Below are 23,411 nucleotides of genomic sequence, written 5' to 3' on the forward strand. Positions count from 1 at the left end.
CCGCGTGCATTCAGAAAGCACGCGTTATCGTTATCGACCATCGCGAGCAAGCTCGCTCCTACAGGGGGTTGTGGTGTTTTTCAGACTGGCTGCAGCGGCATTGTCAGTTCGACCCGCAAGCCGTCCGGTCGGCTATCGAATTGCAGTGTACAACCGCAACGCTGAACGATCGCCTGGACAATCGCCAGCCCCAGGCCACAACCCGTGCTCTGGCCGTTGCGCCAGAAGCGTTGGGTCAAGTGCTGCAAATCCTCTTCGGCAATCCCCGGCCCATGGTCGCGCACCACGAACTGCACACGATTGCCGGTGGTTTCCAGGCTCAACTCCACCGCTTTGTCGGCGGGAGTATGGCGCAGTGCATTGTCGAGCAAGTTGCGCAACGCGGCGATCGACAGCACGGCGGGCATTTGCACTGGCGCAGCGGAGACCTTGCCCGGTGCCTGAAACCTGATGCGCTGGCGATCACCGCTCGCCGCATCCTGAATCGCCAGTTTTGCCACTTGCTCGGCGTTGCACTGCACACCGTCGTCAAACGACAGGCTGCCCTCGACCCGCGCCAGCAACAGCAATTGCTCGAGGGTGCGGTGCATGCGATCCGCGCCTTCTTCGGCGCGCGCCAGGGATTGGTCCCGGGCGCTACCGTCGGTCATGCGTGCCACTTGCAGGTGGGTCTTGATGGCGGTCAGCGGGCTGCGCAACTCGTGGGCCGCGTCACCGGTCAGGCGCCGTTCGCGCTCGATGGTCTTGCCGATGCGCTGGAGCAACTGGTTCTGGGTTTCCAGCAAGGGTTGCAGCTCGCTGGGCAATGGCTGGATCTGCAAGGGTTCCAGGGAGTCGGCGCTGCGGCGCATCAAGGCGTCGCGCATGCGGTTGAGCGGCGCCAGCCCCTGGCCGATGCCCAGCCAGAGCAGGCACAGGCAACCGAGCAGCGCCACGCCCACCGGTACCGAAGCGGCCAGCAGGATCGACATGTTCAACGCCTCACGCTCGATCTGCCGGTCGGCGGTGGTGATGCGCAGATCGCCCCGGGCCAGTGTGAAACTGCGCCACGGCGCGCCGTCGATCATCTGATCGTGAAAGCCCAGCTTCTCGGCCTCCAGCGTCTGCTGCGGATCGGTGTGGCTGCGGGCCAGGATTTCACCGCGCAGCGAGCTGACCTGGCACGCCATGCCACCCGGTATGTTCAATTGTTCGGCACTGAAGTGGGTGCCCTCGCCCTTGCTCGGCACGGGCGGCAGTTGCTCCATCAGGCCGGCGACCATGCGTGCCGACGCCACCAGGCGCTGGTCGAGGGAAAACATCATTTGATTGCGCAAATCGCTGAGCATCCAGGCCGCGGCCAGGGCCCAGATCAGCGCAAACGCGGCGCCGAGCGTCAGGCTCAGGCGCAAACGCAGACTCATCACTTCGATTCTTCTCCGCCATCAGCCGGCCCCAGGCGATAACCCAGGCCGCGCACGGTCTCGACAATGCCATTGCCGAGCTTGCGCCGCAGGTGATGGATATGGACGTTGAGGGCGTTGCTTTCCAGTTCGTCGTTGAAACCGTAGACGCTGTCCTTCAGCTGCTCGGTGGACAGCACCCGGCCACGGTTATGCAACAAGGCTTGCAGCAGCGACTGCTCGCGACGCGAGAGGTCCACCGGCTGGCCAGCGAGTGTGGCTTCGCGGCTGCTCGGGTCGTAGGTCAGGGCGCCGTGTTCGATCAGGTTGACGCTGCGCCCCGCCACCCGTCGCAACAGCGTGTGCAGGCGTGCAGCGAGTTCGCGCAGGTCGAAGGGCTTGAGCAGGTAATCATCGGCACCGGCTTGCAGGCCATCGACGCGGTCGGTGACCGAATCCCGCGCGGTGAGGATCAAAACCGGCAACTCCAGGCCCTGATGGCGCAACTGCTGCAGCAGCTTGAGACCGTCTTCGTCCGGCAACCCAAGGTCGAGCACCATGACGTCGAACTCCGCCACCTTGAGCATCGCCCGGGCGGCGGACGCCGTGGCCACGTGTTCCACGGTCAGGCCCTGGGCGGTCAGGCCGGCGACGATGCCGCTGGCGATCAGCTCATCGTCTTCGCAAACCAGTACGTGCATGGGGAGCCTCGTAGAAATAAAGCTGATTAAGCCTTTGACCGATTAAGCCGACATTATGCCGCAGACGCCATCGCCACAAGGCCGGGGCGGTTAATCATCGGTTAATCGCCACACGCCACTGTGCACCTCACTAGTACCGGGCAAAGGCTTATCCATGCATCGTCTGTTTTTACTGTTTACCCTTTTGATCGCGGGCCTGGCCCAGGCGGGAACCAGTCCGTTCGACACCAAACCTGAATTTCTCCCGGTTGATAAAGCCTTCACCTTTACCTCTGAACGCCTGGAATCCGGTGAAACCCAGCTCTATTGGCAGATCACCGACGGCTACTACCTGTACCAGAAACGCTTGAAGTTCGACGGATTGCCTGTAGGGCAGCATCCTGCGTTGCCGGAAGGTGAAGCCCACAGCGACGAGTTTTTCGGTGAACAACAAGTCTACCGCCAGGGTCTGGAACTGAAGATACCGGCGGGTGCCAGCGGCCAGGTCAAGGTCAGTTACCAGGGTTGTGCCGATGCCGGTTTGTGTTATCCACCGCAAACCAGGATCGTGGACCTGGGCAATACCAGTGTGCAGAGCGCGGCCAACGAAGCACCGGACCAGGCGCTGGCCAGCGGCCTGCAACAGCGGGCGCTGGGCTGGAGCCTAGTGCTGTTCTTCGGCCTGGGCCTGTTGCTGGCGTTCACCCCCTGTTCATTGCCGATGCTGCCGATTCTGGCGGGGTTGATCGTCGGCAGCGGCGCCACGCCCAAGCGCGGTTTTGCCCTGGCAGGCAGTTACGTGGTCTGCATGGCGCTGGTGTATGCGGCCATGGGTGTCCTGGCAGCCTCCCTCGGGGCGAACCTGCAAGCCTGGTTGCAAAGCCCCTGGCTGCTGGGCAGTTTTGCGGCGATTTTCGTGTTGCTGGCGCTGCCGATGTTCGGCTACTTCGAGCTGCAACTGCCGGTGGCCGTGCGTGATCGCCTGGAAAACGTCTCGCGCAATCAACGCGGCGGCAGCCTGATCGGCGCCGGGGTGCTGGGTGCCCTGTCGGGTTTGCTGGTCGGGCCCTGCATGACCGCACCACTGGCCGGTGCCCTGCTCTACATCGCGCAAAGCGGTAACGCGTTGCATGGCGGCTTGATTCTGTTTGCCATGGGCATCGGTATCGGCGTGCCGCTGTTGGTGCTGGTGACCGTCGGCAATCGCTTCATGCCCAAGCCGGGCGCGTGGATGAACCTGGTCAAAGGCATTTTCGGCTTTCTGTTCCTCGCCACCGCGTTGCTGATGCTGCGCCCGGTGCTGGACGAATCCCTGTGGGTCGGCTTGTGCGGTGCGCTGCTGTTGATCACGGCCTACAGTGCCTGGAAACAGTCGGAAGGTTTCGGCCGCATTGCCCACCTGTTTGGCGCCAGTTCGTTGCTGCTCGGTTTGTGGGGCGGCCTGCTGGTGATCGGGGCGGCCGGAGGCAGTGACGATCCGTTCAAGCCGTTGCAGGTCTTCCGCGCCTCGAACCAGGCGGTGGCTGCCGTGCCGGTAGGCCACGATGCCTTCACCACCATCAAGGATCCGCAGGCATTGCAACGGGAGCTCGACGCCGCGCAGGCTCAGGGCCAGTGGGTGCTGTTGGACTACTACGCTGACTGGTGTGTGTCGTGCAAGGTCATGGAAAAACAGGTCTTCGGCAAAACCAGTGTCCTGCAAGCCTTGAGCGATGTGCGCTTGCTCCGCCTGGACGTCACCGCCGACAATGCCGCCAGCCGCGAGTTGCTCGGCCGTTACAAAGTGCCAGGGCCACCGAGCCTGCTGTGGATTGGCGCTGACGGTGAAGAACGTCGCAGCCAGCGCATCACCGGCGAGGTCGATGCCGACACTTTCCTGCAACGCTGGATTACCACCCGAGACGCCCGTTAATGCTGACCTTCACCCTCGGCACCTTTGCCATCGCGCTCAATCACCTGCTGCTGATCAGTGCGCTGGCACTGGCCACGTTTGTCGGCTGGCGGGTGGCCAAGCGTGGCGGTGATAACCCCGAGTCCGCGCTGTTCAGCCTGTTTCTGCTGGGCATGCTGGCGGCCCGGATCAGCTTCGTGGCGGTCTATTGGGCGCACTACCGCAATGATCCGTGGCAGATCATCGACCTGCGCGATGGCGGTTTTCTCGCCTGGCCGGGGGTGATTGTCGTGCTGCTCGCCACGCTGTATCGCGGCTGGCGTCGCCCGGGCTTGCGCCGCCCACTGGGCTTTGGCGCGGCCAGCGGCCTGGCGTTCTGGTTGTTGGCAACATTCTCCCTGTCGATTTATGAACAAGGCACCCGCCTGCCGGAAATCGCCCTGCGCAATGCCGCCGGCGAAACCGTGCAACTGGCCGACTACAAGGGCGGCCCGTTGGTCATCAATCTCTGGGCCACCTGGTGCCCGCCCTGCCGCCGGGAAATGCCGGTGCTGGAAAGCGCCCAACAACAACGTCCGGACTTGACGTTCCTGTTCGTCAATCAGGCGGAAAGCATGCAAAGTGTCGCGACCTTTCTGGAAACCCAGGGCCTGAGCCTGTCCAACGTTCTGTTCGACGGCGGCGGCCGACTGGGCCAGGCCGTCGGCTCCATGGCATTGCCGACTACGCTGTTCTACAGCCCCGAAGGTCGCCTGCTGGGCAGCCATCTGGGTGAGCTGTCAAACGCCAGCCTGGCTCGCGCACTGGAAAACTTCGACACCGTACCCGCCACCTCTTCAAGGAAACTGCCATGCCCCGCCTCCGCCACCTGCTGACCCTGAGCCTCGGTGCTGCCCTGCTGCACCTGCCATCGGTGCAGGCCGAAGAGTTGCCCGACGCGATCAGGAAAATCGAGGCCAAGGGCGCGAAAATCGTCGGCCAGTTCGACGCCCCTGACGGCTTGCGCGGGTATGCCGCGCAATACCAGGGCCGCGGCATGGCGCTGTACCTGACCCCGGATGGCAAACACGTGTTGCTGGGCAACCTGTATGACGCCGAGGGTAACGACCTGAGCAGCGCGCCATTGCAGAAACTGGTGTATGCGCCGATGGCCAAGGAAGTCTGGGCCAAGTTCGAAACCAGCAACTGGATCGGCGACGGCAAGAAGGATGCGCCGCGCGTGGTGTACCTGTTCAGTGACCCGAACTGTCCGTACTGCAACATGTTCTGGGAACAGGCCCGGCCGTGGGTCAAGGCCGGCAAGGTGCAGTTGCGCCACATCATGGTGGGCATTATCCGCGAGGACAGCCCGGGGAAATCCGCCGCACTGCTCGCCGCCAAAGACCCGGAAAAAGCCCTGCAGGATCACGAAGCCGCCGGCAAGGCCAGCTCGCTCAAGGCCTTGAAGGAAGTGCCGCCAGCAATTCAGGCAAAGTTCGCGGCCAACATGCAATTGATGGAAGAGCTGGAGTTGCAGGCGACCCCGGCGATTTTCTACATGGACGACAAGGGTAATCTGCAACAACAGCAAGGCGCGCCGTCACCGGACAAGCTGGTGAAGATTCTCGGGCCCAAGTAAGCAAGATCAAAAGATCGCAGCCTTCGGCAGCTCCTACAGGGCTGCGATCTTTTTTCGAAAAACCTACGCCGGATTGCGCTCAGCCAAAAACTCCAGCAGCGCCTGACTGACAAACTGCGGATTCTCCAGGCTGGAAATATGCCCCGCCTCCGGCACCAGTACCCACGGGCAGCCAATCAACTCAGCCATTTCACGGGCTTCCTCCGGCGGACGCGGGATGTCCTGATCACCGCACATCACCAGAGTGCTGGCAGCGTCCAGCTCGCCCAGCCGGTTCATACAGTCATCACGACCAAAGGTAATGCGCCCCATCGGCACGATGCTTTCACGCAGGCGACCAGCGGGCAAGGCAGCCAACGCCGCACGGAAGTTCCGGTACAGCGCTGATTGCGGGTCGATACCGGGGCGAAAGAAGATCGGCACCACGATATCCAGCAGCGCAGGAGTGATGACACCCGCCTCTTCGATCTGCTTCAACAGTGAAAAGTAATACTGGCGAGTCGGCTCAGGTTCAGCACCGACGTAGGTGTCCATCAGCACCAGCCCGTTGATCCGGTGTGCAGCCGATAAGGCCAGGCGCGTTCCCCACATGCCACCGACCGACAAACCGACCAGCGTGACCCGCTCGATGTCCAGATGATCGAGCAAGACCAATGCCTGACGCGCCAGGTCATCCAGCGATACAGTGCCGACAGGCAACGGCCCGGATTGACCGTGCCCCCACAGGTCCAGGGCTATCACACGATACTGTTGCGCCAGCGCGGCAATCTGCGGCGCCCACATGCCCTGGTCCCACAGGTAACTGCCGGCCAGCAGTACAGCGGGGCCAGTGCCTTGATCGATGTAGTGAAGGGCTTGTCCGTCTATCGTTACGAAGGGCATCGACTGTCTCCGCGAGCAAAAAGGGAGCCCGAAGACTGAGCGGCTCACGGATCACAGTCAATCGCGAGAATGTATGCGTTTGTACCACCGCCTTCGCGGGCAAGCCCGCTCCCACAGGGTTTCAGGTGTTCATGAGTACACCACCAAACCTGTGGGAGCGGGCTTGCCCGCGATGAGGCCGGTACAGCCGCTGGAGATCTACAACCCCTCCAGCTCCGCCATCAGGTCATTCAGGCGATCCACCTTCTCCTCGGTGATCTCGCTGGCCGCCAATCCGTCGATGTACCCGGCCAACTCCTCCACCGTGCTGCACTCGAACATCGCCCGCAACGGCACGTCCCGTTGCAGGGTTTTCTGCACCCGTGAGGCGATCTGCGTGGCCAGCAGCGAATGCCCGCCCAATTCGAAGAAATTGTCGCGAACCCCCACCTTCTCGACCTTCAGTACCTCAGCCCAAATGTCCGCCAGGGTCTGCTCCAGGTCATTGCGCGGGGCCTGGTAATCCTGGCTCTGCATCTGGCCGATCTCCAGCGCCGGCAGGGCCTTGCGGTCCAGTTTGCCGTTGGCGTTGAGCGGCATCTTGTCCAGCCACAACCAGTGCAGCGGCACCATGTATTCCGGCAATTCGGCGCGCAGGCGTTGCTTGATCCGCTCCAATCCCTCGGCCGAACTCAACTCCACCTGCGCCGCGACCAGATAGCCCACCAGATGCTTGCCATTCGCCCCTTCCTGCACACCCACCGCCGCATCGCGGACTTCCGGTTGTTCATGCAGGCGAGCCTCGATTTCACCCAACTCGATGCGGTAGCCGCGAATCTTCACCTGATGGTCGATGCGCCCCACGTACTCCAGCACGCCATCGCTGCGACGGCGCGCCAGGTCGCCGGTGCGATACAGGCGCTCACCCGGTGCACCGAACGGGTTCGGTACAAACACCGGGGCCGTGCGCAGCGGGTCGCTGACATAACCGCGGCCGACCCCGGTGCCGGCGACACACAGTTCACCCACAGCACCCAGCGGCACCATTTCCAGTGCGCCATCGAGCACATACAACCGGTTATTGTCGGTCGGCGTACCGATCGGCAAATAGCTGCCACGAGTCGAGGCCAGGTCGACACGGAAGAACGCCACATCATCCGAGCACTCCGCCGGACCGTAGGCATTCACCAGGCCGATCTGCGGATAACGCAGCAACCATTGATGCGCCAGCTCCGGCGGCATCGCCTCACCGGTCGGCAGCATCCAGCGCAGGCCGTCGAGGCTCATACGCTCCTGGGCGAGCATGCCCTGGATCAGCGACGGTACGCTTTCCAGCACGGTGATGCCCTGGGCCGCCACATGCGCCAGCAAACCCTGCGGATCGTGGGCGATGGTGTTCGGCACGATGTCCACCCGTGCGCCGAACAGCGGCGCGGCGAGGAACTGCCACACGGAAATGTCGAAGCTTTGCGAGGCGGTCTGGGCGATCACGTCGGCGTCGCTCAGGTTCAGGTACGGCACTTTGCTCAATTGGTTATTGAGCATGCCGCGCTGCTCGACCATCACGCCTTTGGGCAAACCGGTGGAGCCGGAGGTGTAGATCACATAGGCCAGGTGGTCCGGGCCGCTGTAGATGCCGGGATTTTCCGTCGACAGCGCAAGGGCCTGCACCTCCTCCCAGACCAGCAGCCGTGGCCGGCCGGCGCAGCCGAACTCGTCGAGCAAGGCCTGCGCCTGTTCACGGCACGCTTGCGTGCACACCAGCAGTGGCGTGCGGCTCAGTTCGATGATCCGGCTCAGACGCTGGCTCGGCAGGCCCGGGTCCAGCGGCAGGTAACCCGCGCCGGCCTTGAAGCTGCCGATGATCATGCCGAGCAAATCGAGACTGCGTTCGGCCAGCAATGCCACCGGTTGATCGCGTCCGACACCGGCGGCGATCAACGCATGACCGAGGCGGTTACTGCGCTGATTCAGCTCCGAATAACTGTACTGACGGTCAAGACAACTGGCGGCAATGCGCTGCGGGTGTCGGGCGACCTGCGTCTCAAACAATGAAACGTAGCTCTGCTCCAGCGGATACTCGTGTTCGCTCTTGTTGCAGCCATGGAGGAGGAAGTCCTGCTCCTCGGCTCCCAGCAACGGCAGCTCCGCCATGTCGCCATGGAAACCTTCCACCAGCGCCAGCAGCAAACGCTTGAACTCGCCGAGCATGCGCTCGACCGTGGCTTCATCGAAGTAGCGCTGGTCGTAGGACAGGTGCAAGCCCAGGTCATCACCCGGATAGCACACCGCCGTCAGCGGGAAATTGGTGTGGGTCCGGCCCGAATCCGAGGTCGCGTTGAGGCTCTGCGCACGGTCCAGCACCGAGACTTCCACCGGGGCGTTTTCGAACACGAACAGGCTGTCGAACAGCGGCTGCCCCTTGGGCAGCTCGCTTTGCTCCTGGATGTTCACCAGGGGCAGGTATTCGTATTCACGCAGTTGCATGTTGTTGTCGAGCAGACCGCTGAGCCACTGGCGCACGCTGCATCGCTGACCGTCCTCGGGCATCTTCACCCGCAGCGCAATGCTGTTGATGAACAGGCCGACAGTGCGCTGCATCTGCGGCATCTCCACCGGACGCCCGGCCACGGTGACGCCGAACAGCACGTCGCGATCACCGCTCAAGCGCCGCAGCACCAGCGCCCACGCCGCCTGGGCGAAGGTGTTGATGGTCAGTTGATGGGCCTGGGCCAGTTCGCGCAATTGCGCACCGTCACGGGCATCGAGCCTGGTGTAGCGGTCGCCAACGACCATGCCGCCACTGTCGCCGGCATGTTCGCGCAGGAACGGCCGGTCGCTCGGGATCGGCGTGGTCCGCTCAAACCCCTGCAGGTTGGTTTTCCACCATTGCCGCGCTTCGTCCAGGCTCTGGCGTTGCAGCCAGCCAATGTAGTCGCGATAACGCGACACAGGCCCGAGCTGCGCTTCCCGGCCTTCGCCGAGGGCGCTGTAGATCTCGAAGAAATCGTTCATCAGCAGCGAGCGGCACCAGGCATCGATGAGGATGTGGTGGTTGCTCATCATGAACCAGTAGCGCGCGGCGTCCACACGGATCAAACGCAAGTGGAACGGCGCCTGGTTGAGCAGATCGAACCCGGCTTCGCGTTCGGTCTTGAGCAAGGTTTGCAGCTTCGGTTCTTGCTCGGCTTCGGCGATATCACGCCAGTCGAGGTACTCGATCGGTGTGCTGCCCGGTTTGTGGATCACCTGCAGCATGTCCTCGCCGACGTTCCAGCAGAACGACGCGCGCAACGCTTCGTGGCGGGCGACGACGGCTTGCCAGGCCTGGGCGAAACGCTGCGGATCCAGCTCGCTGTTGATGCGGTAGCGGTCCTGCATGTAGTACAGGCCGGTGCCCGGTTCCAGCAAGGTGTGCAACAGCATGCCTTCCTGCATCGGGGTCAACGGGTAGACGTCTTCGATAGCGGCGGCCGGCACCGGCAGCGCATCCAGTTGCGTCTGATTGAGCTGCGCCAGCGGGAAGTCCGACGGCGTCAGGCCACCGGCGTCGTCGCGCAGGCAATGCTCGATCAGACTGCTCAACTCACCGAGGTAGGCATCGGCCAACTCGCCGATGGTTGACGGATCGAAGCGCTCGGCGCTGAACGTCCAGCGCAATACCAGTTCACCGCCATACACCTGACTGTCCACGCTCAGCTCGTTGGGCAACGGTGCATGGGCATCGTGGGCCGCGCCGATGGCTTCATCCAGTGGATGGAACAGCGCGTCCGCGCCGAAGCTCTGGTCGAACTGGCCGAGGTAGTTGAAGGTGATCGGTGCCTGCGGCAACGCCGCCATGCTGTGGCGACTCGGCTCATCGGCGAGGTAACGCAGCACGCCATGACCCAGGCCCTTGTGCGGCACGGCACGCAGCTGTTCCTTGATCGCCTTGATCGACGCGCCCTGCCCGGCGGCTTCTTCGATGTTCGACGGCGTCAGGCGCAGCGGATAAGCACTGGTAAACCAGCCCACAGTGCGGGTCAGGTCGATGTCGTCGAACAGCGCTTCGCGGCCGTGACCTTCCAGCTGAATCAGCGCCGATGGCTGACCGTTCCAGCGACACAGCACGCGGGCCAAAGCGGTCAACAGCAAGTCGTTGACCTGGGTGCGATAGGCACTTGGCGCCTGTTGCAGCAACTGCCGCGTACGCTCGCTGTCGAGACGCACGCTGACGGTTTGCGCATGACGGTTTTGCCGCCCGCCTTCAGGGTGATCGCAGGGCAAATCGGCACTTGGCCCGGCCAGTTGCGCCTGCCACCAGCCCAGCTCTTCGCGCAGGGACTCACTGCCGGCGTAGGCCTGCAAGCGTGCTGCCCAGTCCTTGAAGGCGCTGGTTTTCGCTGGCAGTTTCACCGACTGCCGCGCCTCCAGTTGGCGATACACGGTTTGCAGGTCATCGAGCAGCACCCGCCACGACACACCATCCACCACCAAGTGGTGAATGGCGATAAACAAGCGTTGCTGGCCTTCAGGGCCGTCGACCAGCAACACACGCAGCAACGGGCCTTGTTCAAGGTCGAGACTGCGCTGGGCATCGGCGAACAAGGCCGCGCATTTATCCATGGACGAAACACGCACTTGCCACAACACCGGCGCATCGGAAACCGGCTGGTGCAAGGCCTGCCACTGGCCGGTAACCTTGTCAAAGCGCAGGCGCAGGGCGTCGTGCTGTTCGATCACCGCCAACAAGGCTTGCTCCAGACGATGAGATTCCAGCACCACCGTCGGTTGCAACAACAACGCCTGGTTCCAGTGTTGGCGTTGCGCGATATCGGTGTCGAAGAACCAGTGCTGGATGGGTGTCAGGCGCGACTCGCCCATGATCAAGCCCTGCTCGGCGTTGACCTGCTCGCTACGGGTGGCCACGGCGGCCAGGGTCTGCACGGTCTGGTGCTGGAACAGGTCGCGAGGGCTGAAGTGAATGCCTTGCTGCCGCGCCCGGCTGACCACCTGGATCGACAGAATCGAGTCGCCGCCCAGTTCGAAGAAGTTGTCGTTGAGACCGACCTGCTCGACGTTCAGCACGTCGCACCAGATCTGCGCCAGCGTGACTTCGAGCTCGTTGCTTGGTGCCACGTAGTCTTGGCGATTCAGCTCCGGGTCCGGTGCCGGGAGCGCGCGGCGGTCGAGCTTACCGTTGCCGGTCAACGGCATGCTCGCCAGCAGGATCAGGTGCGTGGGCACCATGTAATCCGGCAGTTGCGATTTCAGATGCGCCTTGAGGGCTTCGCGCAACATCGATTGCTGCGCTTCGCCCTGTTCGGCGACATCCGTCACCAGATAGCCGACCAGTTGCTTGCCGCTCGGTGCGTCAAGCGCCAACACGACCGCCTCACGGACTGCATCATGGTCCAGCAGGCGGGTTTCGATTTCACCGAGCTCGATGCGGAATCCGCGAATCTTCACTTGATGGTCGATGCGTCCAAGGTATTCCACCAGGCCATCTGCACACTGGCGCACCAGGTCACCGGTGCGGTAGATACGCCCGCCATCGGCAGCAAACGGATCGGCCACAAAGCGCTCCGCTGTCATGCCCGGACGCTGGTGATACCCCAGAGCCAGACCCGCGCCACCGACGTACAACTCGCCCGTCGCGCCTTGTGGCACCAACGCCAGGTCGGCGTCGAGAATGTAGGCCACGCGGTCGCCGATCACACTGCCGATCGGGACGCTGCCGGCGCCCTCTTCCAGCACTTCAGGCGCAAGGCTGGCCAGCGGCATGACCACGGTCTCGGTCGGGCCGTAGGCGTTGAAGAACCGGCTCGGCTGGAACGCTGCACGAATACGCGCCAGGTGCTCACCGGTCAGCGCTTCGCCGCCGGTGATGATCATGCGCACCGGCAGGGTCTGATCCTGGGTCGCCAGCCATTGCGCCAACTGGCTGCCGTAGCTCGGCGTGAAACCGAGTACGCTAATTTGATGACGACGGATCAGGCCGCAGATTTCTTCCGCGTCCCACTGCCCTTGCGCTCGCAACACCACGTGCGCGCCACTGAGCAGCGGCACCAGCAACCGCTCGGTGGCGGCGTCGAAGTTGATCGAATAGAAGTGCAGCTCGCAGTCGTCGGAGCGCATGCCGAAACGCTCGATCACCGCGCGGCAATGCATGGCGATTTCACCGTGGGACACCACCACGCCTTTCGGTTTCCCGGTCGAGCCCGAGGTGTAGATCAGGTAGGCCTGATGCTGCGCCAGACTGATCGATGGCAGCTCGCTGGCCGGGAAATGGGCCAGCGCAGCGGCGTCTTCTTCAAGACACCAGCGGCCGACGGTCGCCGGCAACTCGCCGAGGGCCTTGAACATCGCCGCATCGCTGAGCAGCAAACCAATACCGCTGTCTTCGATCATGTAGTGCAAGCGGTCCAGCGGGTATTCCGGATCCAGCGGCACATAGGCGCCGCCCGCCTTGAGGATCGCCAACAGGCCGACCACCATTTCCAGCGAACGCTCGAGTGCCAGGCCCACACGAACCTGGGGGCCGACACCACGTTCGCGCAGCATCCAGGCCAGGCGGTTGGCACGGCTATCGAGTTCGGCGTAGCTCAGGGTCTGCCCGGCGAAGGTCAGGGCCGGCGCGTCCTGGCGCAGCAGGGCCTGTTCGGCGAACAGGTGATGGATGCACTGATCCAGCCGATGCTCGCCCGGCTCGACGCCGAGGCTGTCGAGCAGAAGCTGTTGCTCGCCGGACGCCAGCAGCGGCAGTTCGCTCAAGCGTTGTTGCGGATCGGCAATCAGCGCCTCCAGCAGGTTGCGCCAATGCCCGGCCATGCGGGCGATGCGCGGTTCGTCGAACAGATCGGTGCTGTAGGTCAGGCAGCAACCCAGGCGATGGTCGAGGTCGGTGACTTCCAGGTTGAGGTCGAACTTGGTCGCGCGGGCATCGTTGGCCAGGTACTCGACCGTCATCCCGGCCAGAGTGCGGCTTTGCTGGAACTCCCAACGCTGCACGTTGCACATCACCTGGAACAACGGGTTGTACGCCGCGCTGCGTGGCGGTTGCAGGGCTTCCACCAGATGATCGAATGGCAGGTCCTGATGGGACTGGCCTTCGATCACCGTGTGCCGCACCTGCTCGAACAGCTCGCCGACAGACATCTGCCCGTCGAGCTGGCAGCGCAGCACCTGGGTGTTGAGGAATGCACCGATCAGCCCTTCGCTTTCCGGACGAATGCGGTTGGCCACAGGTGCGCCGATGCGCAGATCGGTCTGGCCGCTATAGCGGTACAACAGGGTCGCCAGTGCGGCAGTCATGGTCATGAACAGGGTCAGGCCATGTTGTGCATTGAAGGCGCGGACCCGTGCCGCGAGCTCGTCGCTCAGGTCAAAGCGATACAGCTCACCCTGATGGCTTTGTACCGGCGGGCGCGGACGGTCGGCCGGCAACTCCAGCAGCGGATGCTCATGGCCCAGTTGCGTGGTCCAGTAATCGAGCTGACGCTGACGCTCGCCCGACTCCAGCCACTGACGCTGCCACACGCTGTAATCCAGGTACTGCACCGGCAACGGCGCGAGCGGCGACTCACGGTCGTCGACAAAGGCTTCGTACAGCGCGCTGAGTTCCCGGGCAAAGATGTCCATCGCCCAGCCTTCGGTGACGATGTGGTGCAGGGTCAGAACGAAGTAGTGTTCCTGCTCGGCAGTCTTGACCAGGCAGGCACGCAGCAGCGGTCCGGCTTCCAGATCAAACGGCTGGTGCGCTTCGTCGTCGGCCAGTTGCTGGACCTGCCACTCACGGCCTTCGGCATCCAGCGCGGTGAAATCCTTCCACGCCATGCGCACGCCGGTCTCCATGTGCACCTGTTGGCGAGCGACGCCGCCAACGCTCGGGAACGTCGTGCGCAGGGTTTCATGGCGCATGATCAAGGCTTGCAGCGCCGCTTCGAAACGCGCGACATCCAGCACGCCGCGTAGCCGCGCCATGCCACCGACGTTGTAGGCCGGGCTGTCCGGCTCCATCTGCCAGAGGAACCACATGCGCTGCTGAGAATAGGACAGCGGCACCGCCTGGCGGCGGTCGATTGTTTCAATCGGCGGCTGTTTATTGGTGCTGCCGCTGGCCTGGATCAAGCGGACCTGTTCGGCAAATGCACCCAGTTCGCTGTGTTCGAACAGCGCCCGCAGCGGCAACTCGACGTCACAGGCCTGACGGGTGCGGGAGATGATTTGCGTGGCCAGCAGCGAGTGGCCGCCGAGGGCAAAGAAATCATCGCGCAGGCCGACTGGCGTCAGGCCCAGCACTTCGCGCCAGATGCCGGCGATCTGTTGCTCCAGTTCGGTCACGGGCTCAACGTGTTCGCGAACCTGCCACTGCGGTTCCGGCAAGGCACGACGGTCGAGTTTGCCGCTCGGGCCGAGGGGCATTTGGTCCAGACGCATCAGCTGGGCCGGGACCATGTATTCCGGCAGCTGCGCCGTCAGCGCCGCTTTCAGGCGAGTCGTTTGCGCATCGACGGACTCAGCAGTATCGGTGGTGGTGAAGTAACCGATCAGTTGTCCACCCGCCGCCGTTTCGCGCACCAGCACCACCGCTTGGGCGACACCCTCCTGCGCCAGCAGACGGGCTTCGATTTCCTGCGGCTCGACACGGAAGCCGCGCAGCTTGACCTGCTGATCGAGGCGACCGAGATACTCGATCACGCCATCGCCAGTCCAGCGTGCACGATCTCCGGTGCGGTACAGACGCGCGCCGTGCTCGTCCAATGGGTCGACGACAAAACGCTCGGCAGTCAGCCCCGGGCGGCCCAAGTAGCCACGCGCCAGACCGCTGCCACTGATGCACAACTCACCCGGTACACCGGCCGGCACCGGATTGAGCTCGCTGTCGAGCACACGGCAGATCACATTGCCCAGTGGCCGGCCAATCGGCGAGCGTTCGCCATCAGCGCTGGAGCACGGCCAATGGGTGACGTTGATCGCGGTTTCGGTCGGACCGTAGCGGTTGTGCAACTGTACGGCCGGCAGTTGCGCCAGCACGCGGTTGCGCAGCTCCGCCGGCAAGGCTTCGCCGCCGGAGAATACGCGGCGCAGGCTGGAGCATTGCGCGCTGAGCGGTTCGTCGATGAACAACGAAAGCAGCGGGGGCACGAAGTGCAGCGTGGTCACCCCGTACGCTTGCACAAGCTGCGCGATGCGATCGGGATCACGGTGTTCGCCGGGGCCGGCAAGCAATAGGCGACTGCCGGTGATCAGCGGCCAGAAGCACTCCCACACCGACACGTCGAAACTGATCGGCGCCTTTTGCATCAGTACGTCGGCTTCGTTCAACTGATAGGTTTGCTGCATCCATTGCAGGCGCTCGGACAGCGCCGCGTGGGTGTTGCCGACGCCTTTGGGTTGACCGGTCGATCCCGAGGTGTAAATCACATAGGCGAGGTTGTCGCCTTGCAGATGCAAGCCCGGCGCCTGGCTTGGCCAGTTGTCCAGGTGCAAGGTGTCCATGGCAATCACACTGACGCCCTGGCTGGCCGGCAAACGATCGAGCAACCCGGTTTGCGTCAGCAGCAATTGGACACCGCTGTCGCTGAGCATGTAGGACAGGCGCTCGGCCGGGTAGTCCGGATCCAGCGGTACATAGGCACCACCGGCCTTGATAATCGCCAGCAGGCCGATCAGCAGTTGCGGCGAACGCTCGCAGGCAATGGCCACGCAGACGTCCGGGCCGACGCCCTTGTCGCGCAGGTAGTGGGCCAGACGGTTGGCCTGGGTGTGCAGTCCGGCGAAGTCCAGCTGACCGCCGTCCCACAGCAGTGCCGTGCGCTGCGGGGTCAATCGGGCTTGTTGGTCAAGCCGTTCCGGCAGCCATTGACTGGCCGGTGTGCAGGGTGCAACGGACCAGTTCGCTTGCTGGTTGTGCTCAGGCTCAGTGAGCAGCTGCAGATCGCCGAGGGCCGTTTGCGGACGCTCGCACACTTCACGCAACAGGTTGACGAAATGCCCGGACAGGCGCTCGATGGTCGCCGCATCGAACAACTCGCTGGCGTAGTCGAAGGACAGGCTCAGGCGACCGTTGCGATCTTCTTCACTGTGCAGTTGCAGATCGAACTTGGCTTCCCGGCTGTGCCACGGCAGCTCTTCGGCCAGCAACCCCGGCAGACGCTTCAAGGCACTGAGGTCGCGCTGCTGGTGGTTGAACATGACTTGGAACAAACCCTGTTCACGGGCCTGCGGGAAGGCTTCAAGCAGTTGTTCGAACGGCAAGTCCTGATGCGCTTGCGCACCCAGCGCTGCCTGACGGGTTTGCCCCAGCAGTTCGGTGAACGGCAGCCGCGAATCCACCTCGGCGCGCAGCACCTGGGTGTTGATGAAAAAGCCGATCAGGCCCTGGGTTTCCAGACGCGGACGGTTGGCGTTCGGCACGCCGATGCGGATGTCACGCTGACCGCTGTAGCGATGCAGCAAGGCCTGGAACGCGGCGAGCAGCAACATGAAGGAGGTCGAATCGTGGGCCTGGGCGGTCTGGCGAATCCCATCGCTGAGGGCCGCACCCAGTCGCAGGGTATGGCGGGCGGCGCTGTGCAGTTGTTGGGCGGAGCGGGGATGATCGGTGGCCAGGCTCAGGGTCGGATGCTCATCGCCCAAACGGGCTTTCCAGTAGGCCAGTTGCCGCTCGCCCTCCCCTTGCGCCAGCCATTGGCGCTGCCAGCTGGCGTAATCGGCGTACTGCGTCGGCAATGGCGCCAGCAGCGCTTGCTGGCCCTGGGAGGCCGCCGCATACAGGCGCGAAAACTCGTCGATCAGCACATTCAGCGACCAGCCGTCCGCAATGATGTGGTGCATCGTCACCAACAACTGATGGTCTTCGTCGTCGAAGCGAACCAGCGTCACCCACAACAGCGGGCCTTTCTCCAGATCGAACTGGGTACGCGCCTCGTCCTCACGGATTTGCAGTGCACGGGCCTCACGCTCGGCAGCCGGCAGATCGCTGATGTCGATCATTTGCAGGTTGAACTCGGCACCCGCAGTGACCTGCTGCAGGGCCACGCCATCACGCTCGAAGAAGCGTGTGCGCAGGGATTCGTGGCGCTCGATCAACTGCTGGAAACTGGTGCGCAATGCGTCCTCGTCCAGCTCGCCACGCAAGCGCAAGACACCCGGAATGTTGTAGGCGCTGCTGTGGGGGTCGAGTTGCCAGGTGATCCACAAACGGTTTTGTGCCAGCGATTGCGGCATCGGTTGCTGGCGCGACAGCGCCGTGATCGCGCCCTGGGCCAGGCCACCGTCCTGTTGCCGGCGGGCCACGGCATCGGCGAAGGCGCCGAGGGTCGGGGCTTCGAACAGCAGGCGCAGGTTCAACTCCAGCCCCAGCGCCTCACGCAGACGCGCCACCACTTGCGTCGCTGCAATGGAGTTGCCGCCGAGCAGGAAGAAATGATCGTCGGCGCCCACTTGCCCGACCTGCAATTGCTCGCACCAGATCCGACCGATCAGGCTTTGCAGCTCAGAGCCCGACTCGACCTGGCTTGCACTTTCGACGCTGGCCGACGGGAACACCGCGTAGCTGTCGAGGCTGCCGTCCACCAGTCGACTGCGGCACGCCGAGCGTTGCAGTTTGCCGCTGGACGTCTTGGGCAGCGCGCCCGGATTGAGCAGCACCACCATGCTCGGTGCTTCCTGATACGCCTCGGCGACGGCCTGGCGAATGGCTTTGATCAGGGCCTCGGGCGGCAGGATTTTCTGCACGCTGCGGCTGATTTCGGCGGCGATGCCGATGCCCTCCTGACCACCGACCGTGACAGCAAAGGCGGCAACGCGGCCCTTGCGTACCACTTCCACTTCGCGCTCGACGGTCTGTTCGATGTCCTGCGGGTACAGGTTGTGCCCGCGCACGATCAGCATGTCCTTCAGGCGGCCGGTGATGAACAGCTCGCCGTTGCGCACGAAACCCAAGTCACCGGTTCGCAGCCAGGTCTGGCCGGCGTGCCGCACAAACGTCCTGGCGGACGCCTCAGGGTTGCGCCAATAACCGAGGGCGATGCTCGGCCCGCTGGCCCAAACTTCGCCGACGGTGTTGTCGGCCTGTTCGCTGAGCGAGACCGGGTCGACGATCAGCACCGCGTGAGCCGGCTGGCTGATGCCACAACTCATGATCGGGCTGCCCTCGCCCGCTTCCACCCGGTTCTGCGCCAGGGCCTGATCGTCCACCCGCAGGTTGCCGATGCCTTCGCCACGTGCTGTGCCGGCCACAAACAAGGTGGCTTCGGCCAGACCGTAAGAGGCCATGAAACTGTCCGCAGTGAAACCGCAGGTCGCGAACTTCTCGGCAAAGCGTTCCAGGGTGTCGAGGCGAATCGGTTCGGAACCGGAATACGCCACGCGCCAGCCACTCAGGTCAAGCCGTTGCAGGGCCGACTCGCTGACCCGCTCGCTGCACAGGCGATAAGCAAAATCCGGCCCGCCGCTGATGGTGCCACCGTACTCGCTGATCGCTTCCAGCCAGCGCAACGGCCGGCCGAGGAAGTACGCCGGCGACATCAACACGCAAGGCACGCCGCTGAAAATCGGCTGCAGCAAGCCGCCGATCAGGCCCATGTCGTGATACAGCGGCAGCCAGCTGACGATTACATCGTCGGGGTTGAGGTCGATGCCGAAGCCGTGACGAATCAGCAATTCGTTGGCGACCAGATTGCCGTGGCTGACCTGCACGCCCTTGGGCAGCGCGGTGGAGCCGGAGGTGTATTGCAGGAAGGCGATGTGATCGTCCTGCAAATCCGCCGCGACCCAGCGTTCGGCCAGTGCGCCGTCGAGGGTGTCGACACACAGCAACGGCGGCGCCCCTTCGATTGACTGCAATGCATCGCGCAGCCCGGCACTGGTCAGCAGCAGGCGCGGTTGGGCATCGCTGATGATCGACAGCAGGCGTTCCTGGTGATGACGGCGCGTCGACTCCGGCGGGTAGGCCGGCACCGCGATCACCCCGGCGTACAGGCAACCGAAGAACGCCGCGACGTAATCCGGGCCGCTGGGGAACAACAGCACGGCGCGGTCGCCAACATCCGCTTGAGCCTGCAAGGCGCCGGCAATCATCCGCGCCCGCTGATCCAGTTCGCGATAATTGAGCACCACAGCCTGTTCCTGGGTCTCGGCAAGAAAACGCAGCGCCACCCGATCCGGCGTCAGGGCCGCGCGGCGCTGAAGGGCTTGGACCATTGTGCTGGGGAGTTCGAATGCGTCGGTCATGAGGTTTCCTGCCTGAATTCGGCTTGGTAGGAGCGAGCCTGCTCGCGAAAATCCGGAGAACACCGCGGGGTGTCAGGCGCCCATCGTCATCGTTGACGACCATCGCGAGCGAGCTAGCTCCTACGGGGTGATGAGGGTTGCGCTGTGCAATTCACCAATGAGAACGGATGACGTCTTGAAATAATTAGTCGCCAGGTTGCAGCGCCAGGCGGGCTGAAGGGGCGTCAATGTGTCGCAGTTCGCACTCTGCCCTATTGCCGCGCATCAATTCCTTTTCTCATTTGACAATAATTATCATTAAGCCTAATTTGTCGCTCGATTGTGCAGGACGGCCCCCCGGTTTATCCCCGTCCCACTAACCTTTTGCAGCAAGGTGATTTCCATGATGGAACCAGTATCCACAAGCAGGTGCGATACACCGCTACTTCAGGCATTCGTCGATAATCGACTGATTCTGGTGAAGATCGCAGCCCGTATTACCGGTTGCCGCTCACGTGCCGAAGATGTTGTGCAGGACGCGTTCTTCCGGTTGCAATCGGCCCCGCCCATCACCAGTTCGATCAAGGCCCAGCTCAGCTACCTGTTCCAGATCGTGCGCAACCTGGCGATCGACCACTACCGCAAGCAGGCGCTGGAGCAGAAGTATTCCGGCCCTGAAGAGGAAGGGCTGAATGTGGTGATCCAGGGTGCGTCACCGGAAACCTCGCATATCAATTTCTCGACGCTGGAGCACATTGCCGATGCGTTGACCGAATTGCCGAGCCGCACCCGCTACGCCTTCGAGATGTATCGCCTGCACGGCGTACCGCAAAAAGACATCGCCAAGGAACTCGGCGTCTCGCCGACCCTGGTGAACTTCATGATTCGCGATGCGCTGGTGCACTGCCGCAAGGTGTCGGGGAATCGTGGCGATATAGCCGCTCGCCACTAAGATCTGAAATCTGCGTCGCTCCCTTCGCGAGCAAGCCCGCTCCCACAGATTCAGCACACACCCTGTAGGAGCGAGCTTGCTCGCGATAGCGGACTCAAGGTCTATACAGAGCTTGAGCCGTACCTATCAAGCCAGTGCGCACCGATCGAAAAACCGCTCACGCCCCAATACCATCAAGGCCGCGCGTTTGTGCGGGAAGTCGAACTCCTTCTCGCAGTGAAAGCACTGGTTGTGCATGTACCCGATCATCTTCGCATTATCGGCACGCGGCTCCGCCACTACGCGCTGCGTGCGCGGATCATCGAGAAACAGGTAATGCACCAGCGCCGATAACCAGCTCGCCACCTTGTGCGGCCCGCGATGGCTTTCCTCACCCACCAGCATGTGAATGCCACGGTCGTAATCGCCGGCATCATAGAAAGGTGCGATGCGATCCTCCTTGGCCCAGTAGGCTTCGAAGTAAGCGAACGGCTGATCGTCGAAACACCCGATCAGCGTCAGGGTGTGCGGATCGGTCTCGAGTTTGCTCAGGTATTGGCGATGCTGTTCGAGGCTGCCCTGCTCCTGCCAGAAGCTGGCGACGCGCGGACTGTTCTGCCAATGATTGAAACGCGCCAGGTCCTGCTCGATTTCCAGGGTACGCAGGGAAATCCAGGCGCCCAGCCGCGCATCGAATCGTCGATACACCTCACCCCGGGGTTTCACTGCTCGCAGCGGATGACGCTTGCCGCCGGTGATGACCATTTGCTGTGGGTAGCTGCCGGTCAGGGAGTGCCCCAGCCATGGCTGCGGCAACTGCCAGAACAAGGTGCGCTCGCAGCAATACTGGCCATTGAAGGGAGTCGGAATCAGCAAACCACTGAGCACAGCTTCGTGCGGCACCTCTTGCAGTTGCCAGACCAGACGCTGACAGTCGGGATCGCGGGCGAACAGCCAGTAACAGGCCGCCCATATCGCTTGCCCTTCGGGGTGACTGAAGCGCTCCAGCAATTGCACGTGCAACTCGGGGCCACGATTGAGCCGCAGGGTGAGCAAGGGCTGCCCTTCCAGGCTGAGGCTCAGGCGGCCTTGCGTTTCATCAGCGGCAAGACGACTGCCGGTCGGCAGGCACAGGGCAATCAGGTCATTCAGATTGGACATGGGGCGGGCTCAAGATAATCGTCGACAGTTCAACGAGGTGACGTCAGCCACGGCGGGAAATTTAGGAAAAGAACGTCAATTGACGACGTGAGGTAGCGGTTCGTTGTGCGGCACCGGCACCACCGCAATCTTGTACGGATCGAAAATCCTCAACATCTGGCCACTGTCGCGCAAGCCCTGCAACAACTTGCCGAAGGCTTCGCCGCTGATGGGGGCCGCCGGGCGCAGGATGGCGTAATGGTGATAGACCTGATCGATGCGATCGGACGCCAACAACTCCTTGGCGACATTCGGATTGCGCAAAAAATAGTCGTTCAGGTAAGAGCGCGTGACCAGGGCGATGTCGGCGCGACCGCGTAACACCATCAGCAGATTGCTGTCATGGGAATAGGTCAGCGTGGCGTTGTAGTTTTTTTGCAGGTACTGGGGCTCGGCATTGAAGTTGGCGAACTCGTAGTGATAACCGCTGAAGAGTGCCAGGCGCTTGCCGCTCAGGTCGGCAAAATAGCTTTGCTGCCGATCGGGCAGGCGTTGCGCGACAAAAATCTCGGCGTCTTCCAGCCCCATGTCGACGGCGGTATGGGGAATGTCTACCCAACCCCAGGCCGGATTTTCGAAGATGGCCATGTCGACCCGGCCCTGCTTCAAGTCACCGAAACGCCGTGGAATGGACGTGGGCACCAGGACAAACTGATAGTCACTTTGCGCTGCGTTCAGGGCCTCGACCAGTTGCGGCAGCAACCCGGTATCGGCCCCGGATTCCGGGCGCACGGTGTAGGGCGGAAAATGCGCGGCACCAATGCGCACCAGTTGCGCAGCCTGGGATGGCAGCATCGTTAACGCCGCAAGCGTCGCGAGCAAAAGCCGCGAAGCTGTCCGAATTGGCGACCCCCTCAAAACAAGCTCACTCCCCAATAAAACGGCATCAATGCCTTCAAGCTAGGCGTTTTCTACAAGTTAGCCAGTTTAATGCCGGGCAACACAACTTTATTGCCGGTCTTCCAGCACCAGAATCAACGCTTCATCGGCCAACTGATCAAGGCTCATGCTACCGCCGGCGCGAAACCAGGTGGTGGTCCATGACAATGCGCCGGTCAGGAAGCGGCGGGTAATGAACACATCGCCGCGGATAAACCCGGCGCTCTTGGCTTCGCCCAGTACTTGCAGCCAGATGTCTTCGTAGATTTCGCGCAGCGCCAGGACCTTGGCCTGGCCCTCTTCGGACAGCGAGCGCCATTCGTAGACCAGCACGGCCATTGCCTCGCCGCTGCCGCCCATGATCGACTGCAATTCGCAGCGGATCAGCGCCAGCACCCGTTCGCGCACATTGCCGGCCTCGGCGATGGCCGCACGCATCAACGCGGTGTTGTAGCGGATGGTTTCCTCCATCACCGCGCGCAGGATTTCGTCCTTGCTTTTGAAGTGATGGAAAATACTCCCGGACTGAATGCCCACGGCACCGGCCAGATCGCGCACGGTGGTGCGCTCGTAGCCTTTATTGCGGAACAGGTGGGCCGCCACTTGCAGCAGCTTGCCACGGGCGCTGTCCGGGTCGGTCAATTGGCCGTCGTCCACCAATTCACGCATGACCCTCAGGGCTTTTTGCTCGTCCACCCGTTCTCTCCTACAGTCGATCAATCAATAACGCCGATCACCCCGAAAACAACGGGGTTGCGCGGGCAATTTAAGC

The 23,411-nt window shown here is 62.9% G+C and carries 11 protein-coding genes; 4 read left to right on the forward strand and 7 right to left on the reverse strand.

Translation table 11 applies throughout. The features are described 5' to 3' along the window. Positions 1-80 precede the first annotated feature (80 nt). Positions 81-1,406: an ATP-binding protein gene (locus PMI26_RS18660; RefSeq protein ID WP_007973431.1), complete on the reverse strand. Its 1,326-nt coding sequence runs from the start codon at positions 1,404-1,406 to the stop codon at positions 81-83. After that, on the reverse strand, positions 1,403-2,083 hold the full coding sequence (locus PMI26_RS18655) for a response regulator (protein ID WP_007973435.1): 681 nt from the start codon (positions 2,081-2,083) through the stop codon (positions 1,403-1,405). Before PMI26_RS18655 ends, PMI26_RS18660 begins: the two co-directional genes overlap by 4 nt. Before the next feature lie 154 nt (positions 2,084-2,237). Here PMI26_RS18655 and dsbD point away from each other — a divergent pair, with 154 nt between their 5' ends. Genes dsbD through dsbG form a run of 3 tightly spaced genes read left to right on the forward strand, consistent with a single transcriptional unit; the run spans position 2,238 to position 5,571 of the window. Next, positions 2,238-3,974, forward strand: a complete 1,737-nt coding sequence (gene dsbD / locus PMI26_RS18650) for a protein-disulfide reductase DsbD (RefSeq protein ID WP_007973436.1) — start codon at positions 2,238-2,240, stop codon at positions 3,972-3,974. After that, positions 3,974-4,828: a TlpA disulfide reductase family protein gene (locus PMI26_RS18645; protein WP_007973439.1), complete on the forward strand. Its 855-nt coding sequence runs from the start codon at positions 3,974-3,976 to the stop codon at positions 4,826-4,828. The genes dsbD and PMI26_RS18645 overlap by 1 nt, the downstream gene beginning before the upstream one ends. Next, the gene (gene dsbG, locus PMI26_RS18640) at positions 4,804-5,571 is read left to right on the forward strand and encodes a thiol:disulfide interchange protein DsbG (protein WP_007973440.1); all 768 of its coding nucleotides are present in this window, start codon (positions 4,804-4,806) and stop codon (positions 5,569-5,571) included. The genes PMI26_RS18645 and dsbG overlap by 25 nt, the downstream gene beginning before the upstream one ends. A gap of 63 nt (positions 5,572-5,634) precedes the next feature. On the opposite strand, the gene PMI26_RS18635 is transcribed toward dsbG, so the two are convergent. Next, positions 5,635-6,453 (reverse strand): alpha/beta fold hydrolase, encoded by an 819-nt coding sequence (locus PMI26_RS18635; RefSeq protein ID WP_007973441.1) that lies wholly within the window; start codon positions 6,451-6,453, stop codon positions 5,635-5,637. A 198-nt stretch (positions 6,454-6,651) separates the two neighbouring features. After that, positions 6,652-19,650, reverse strand: coding sequence for a non-ribosomal peptide synthetase (locus PMI26_RS18630; protein WP_007973442.1), 12,999 nt, complete (start codon positions 19,648-19,650; stop codon positions 6,652-6,654). Positions 19,651-20,032: 382 nt separating this feature from the next. Between PMI26_RS18630 and PMI26_RS18625 the strand changes: the two genes are divergently transcribed. Next, positions 20,033-20,581: an RNA polymerase factor sigma-70 gene (locus PMI26_RS18625; RefSeq protein ID WP_007973443.1), complete on the forward strand. Its 549-nt coding sequence runs from the start codon at positions 20,033-20,035 to the stop codon at positions 20,579-20,581. A gap of 126 nt (positions 20,582-20,707) precedes the next feature. On the opposite strand, the gene PMI26_RS18620 is transcribed toward PMI26_RS18625, so the two are convergent. The 3 genes from PMI26_RS18620 to PMI26_RS18610 all read right to left on the reverse strand — a co-directional run bounded on the left by PMI26_RS18620 (position 20,708) and on the right by PMI26_RS18610 (position 23,335). Further along, positions 20,708-21,721, reverse strand: a complete 1,014-nt coding sequence (locus PMI26_RS18620; RefSeq protein ID WP_007973444.1) for a GNAT family N-acetyltransferase — start codon at positions 21,719-21,721, stop codon at positions 20,708-20,710. Positions 21,722-21,796: 75 nt separating this feature from the next. Beyond that, positions 21,797-22,555: a substrate-binding periplasmic protein gene (locus tag PMI26_RS18615; protein WP_007973445.1), complete on the reverse strand. Its 759-nt coding sequence runs from the start codon at positions 22,553-22,555 to the stop codon at positions 21,797-21,799. A 153-nt stretch (positions 22,556-22,708) separates the two neighbouring features. Further along, positions 22,709-23,335 carry a TetR/AcrR family transcriptional regulator gene (locus PMI26_RS18610; RefSeq protein ID WP_007973446.1) on the reverse strand — a complete coding sequence of 209 codons (627 nt, stop codon included), beginning with the start codon at positions 23,333-23,335 and terminating at the stop codon, positions 22,709-22,711. Between the last annotated feature and the right edge of the window lie 76 nt (positions 23,336-23,411).

Source organism: Pseudomonas sp. GM33 (genome assembly GCF_000282295.1).
In the GTDB taxonomy this organism is placed as follows: domain Bacteria; phylum Pseudomonadota; class Gammaproteobacteria; order Pseudomonadales; family Pseudomonadaceae; genus Aquipseudomonas; species Aquipseudomonas laurylsulfatiphila.

Excerpts from the sequence above, each read along its gene's own strand:
- dsbD (WP_007973436.1), top strand. The coding sequence starts at position 2,238 with ATGCATCGTCTGTTTTTACTGTTTACCCTTTTGATCGCGGGCCTGGCC.
- PMI26_RS18630 (WP_007973442.1), bottom strand. The coding sequence starts at position 19,650 with ATGACCGACGCATTCGAACTCCCCAGCACAATGGTCCAAGCCCTTCAG.
- PMI26_RS18635 (WP_007973441.1), bottom strand. The coding sequence starts at position 6,453 with ATGCCCTTCGTAACGATAGACGGACAAGCCCTTCACTACATCGATCAA.
- PMI26_RS18625 (WP_007973443.1), top strand. The coding sequence starts at position 20,033 with ATGATGGAACCAGTATCCACAAGCAGGTGCGATACACCGCTACTTCAG.
- PMI26_RS18655 (WP_007973435.1), bottom strand. The coding sequence starts at position 2,083 with ATGCACGTACTGGTTTGCGAAGACGATGAGCTGATCGCCAGCGGCATC.
- dsbG (WP_007973440.1), top strand. The coding sequence starts at position 4,804 with ATGCCCCGCCTCCGCCACCTGCTGACCCTGAGCCTCGGTGCTGCCCTG.
- PMI26_RS18620 (WP_007973444.1), bottom strand. The coding sequence starts at position 21,721 with ATGTCCAATCTGAATGACCTGATTGCCCTGTGCCTGCCGACCGGCAGT.
- PMI26_RS18645 (WP_007973439.1), top strand. The coding sequence starts at position 3,974 with ATGCTGACCTTCACCCTCGGCACCTTTGCCATCGCGCTCAATCACCTG.
- PMI26_RS18615 (WP_007973445.1), bottom strand. The coding sequence starts at position 22,555 with ATGCTGCCATCCCAGGCTGCGCAACTGGTGCGCATTGGTGCCGCGCAT.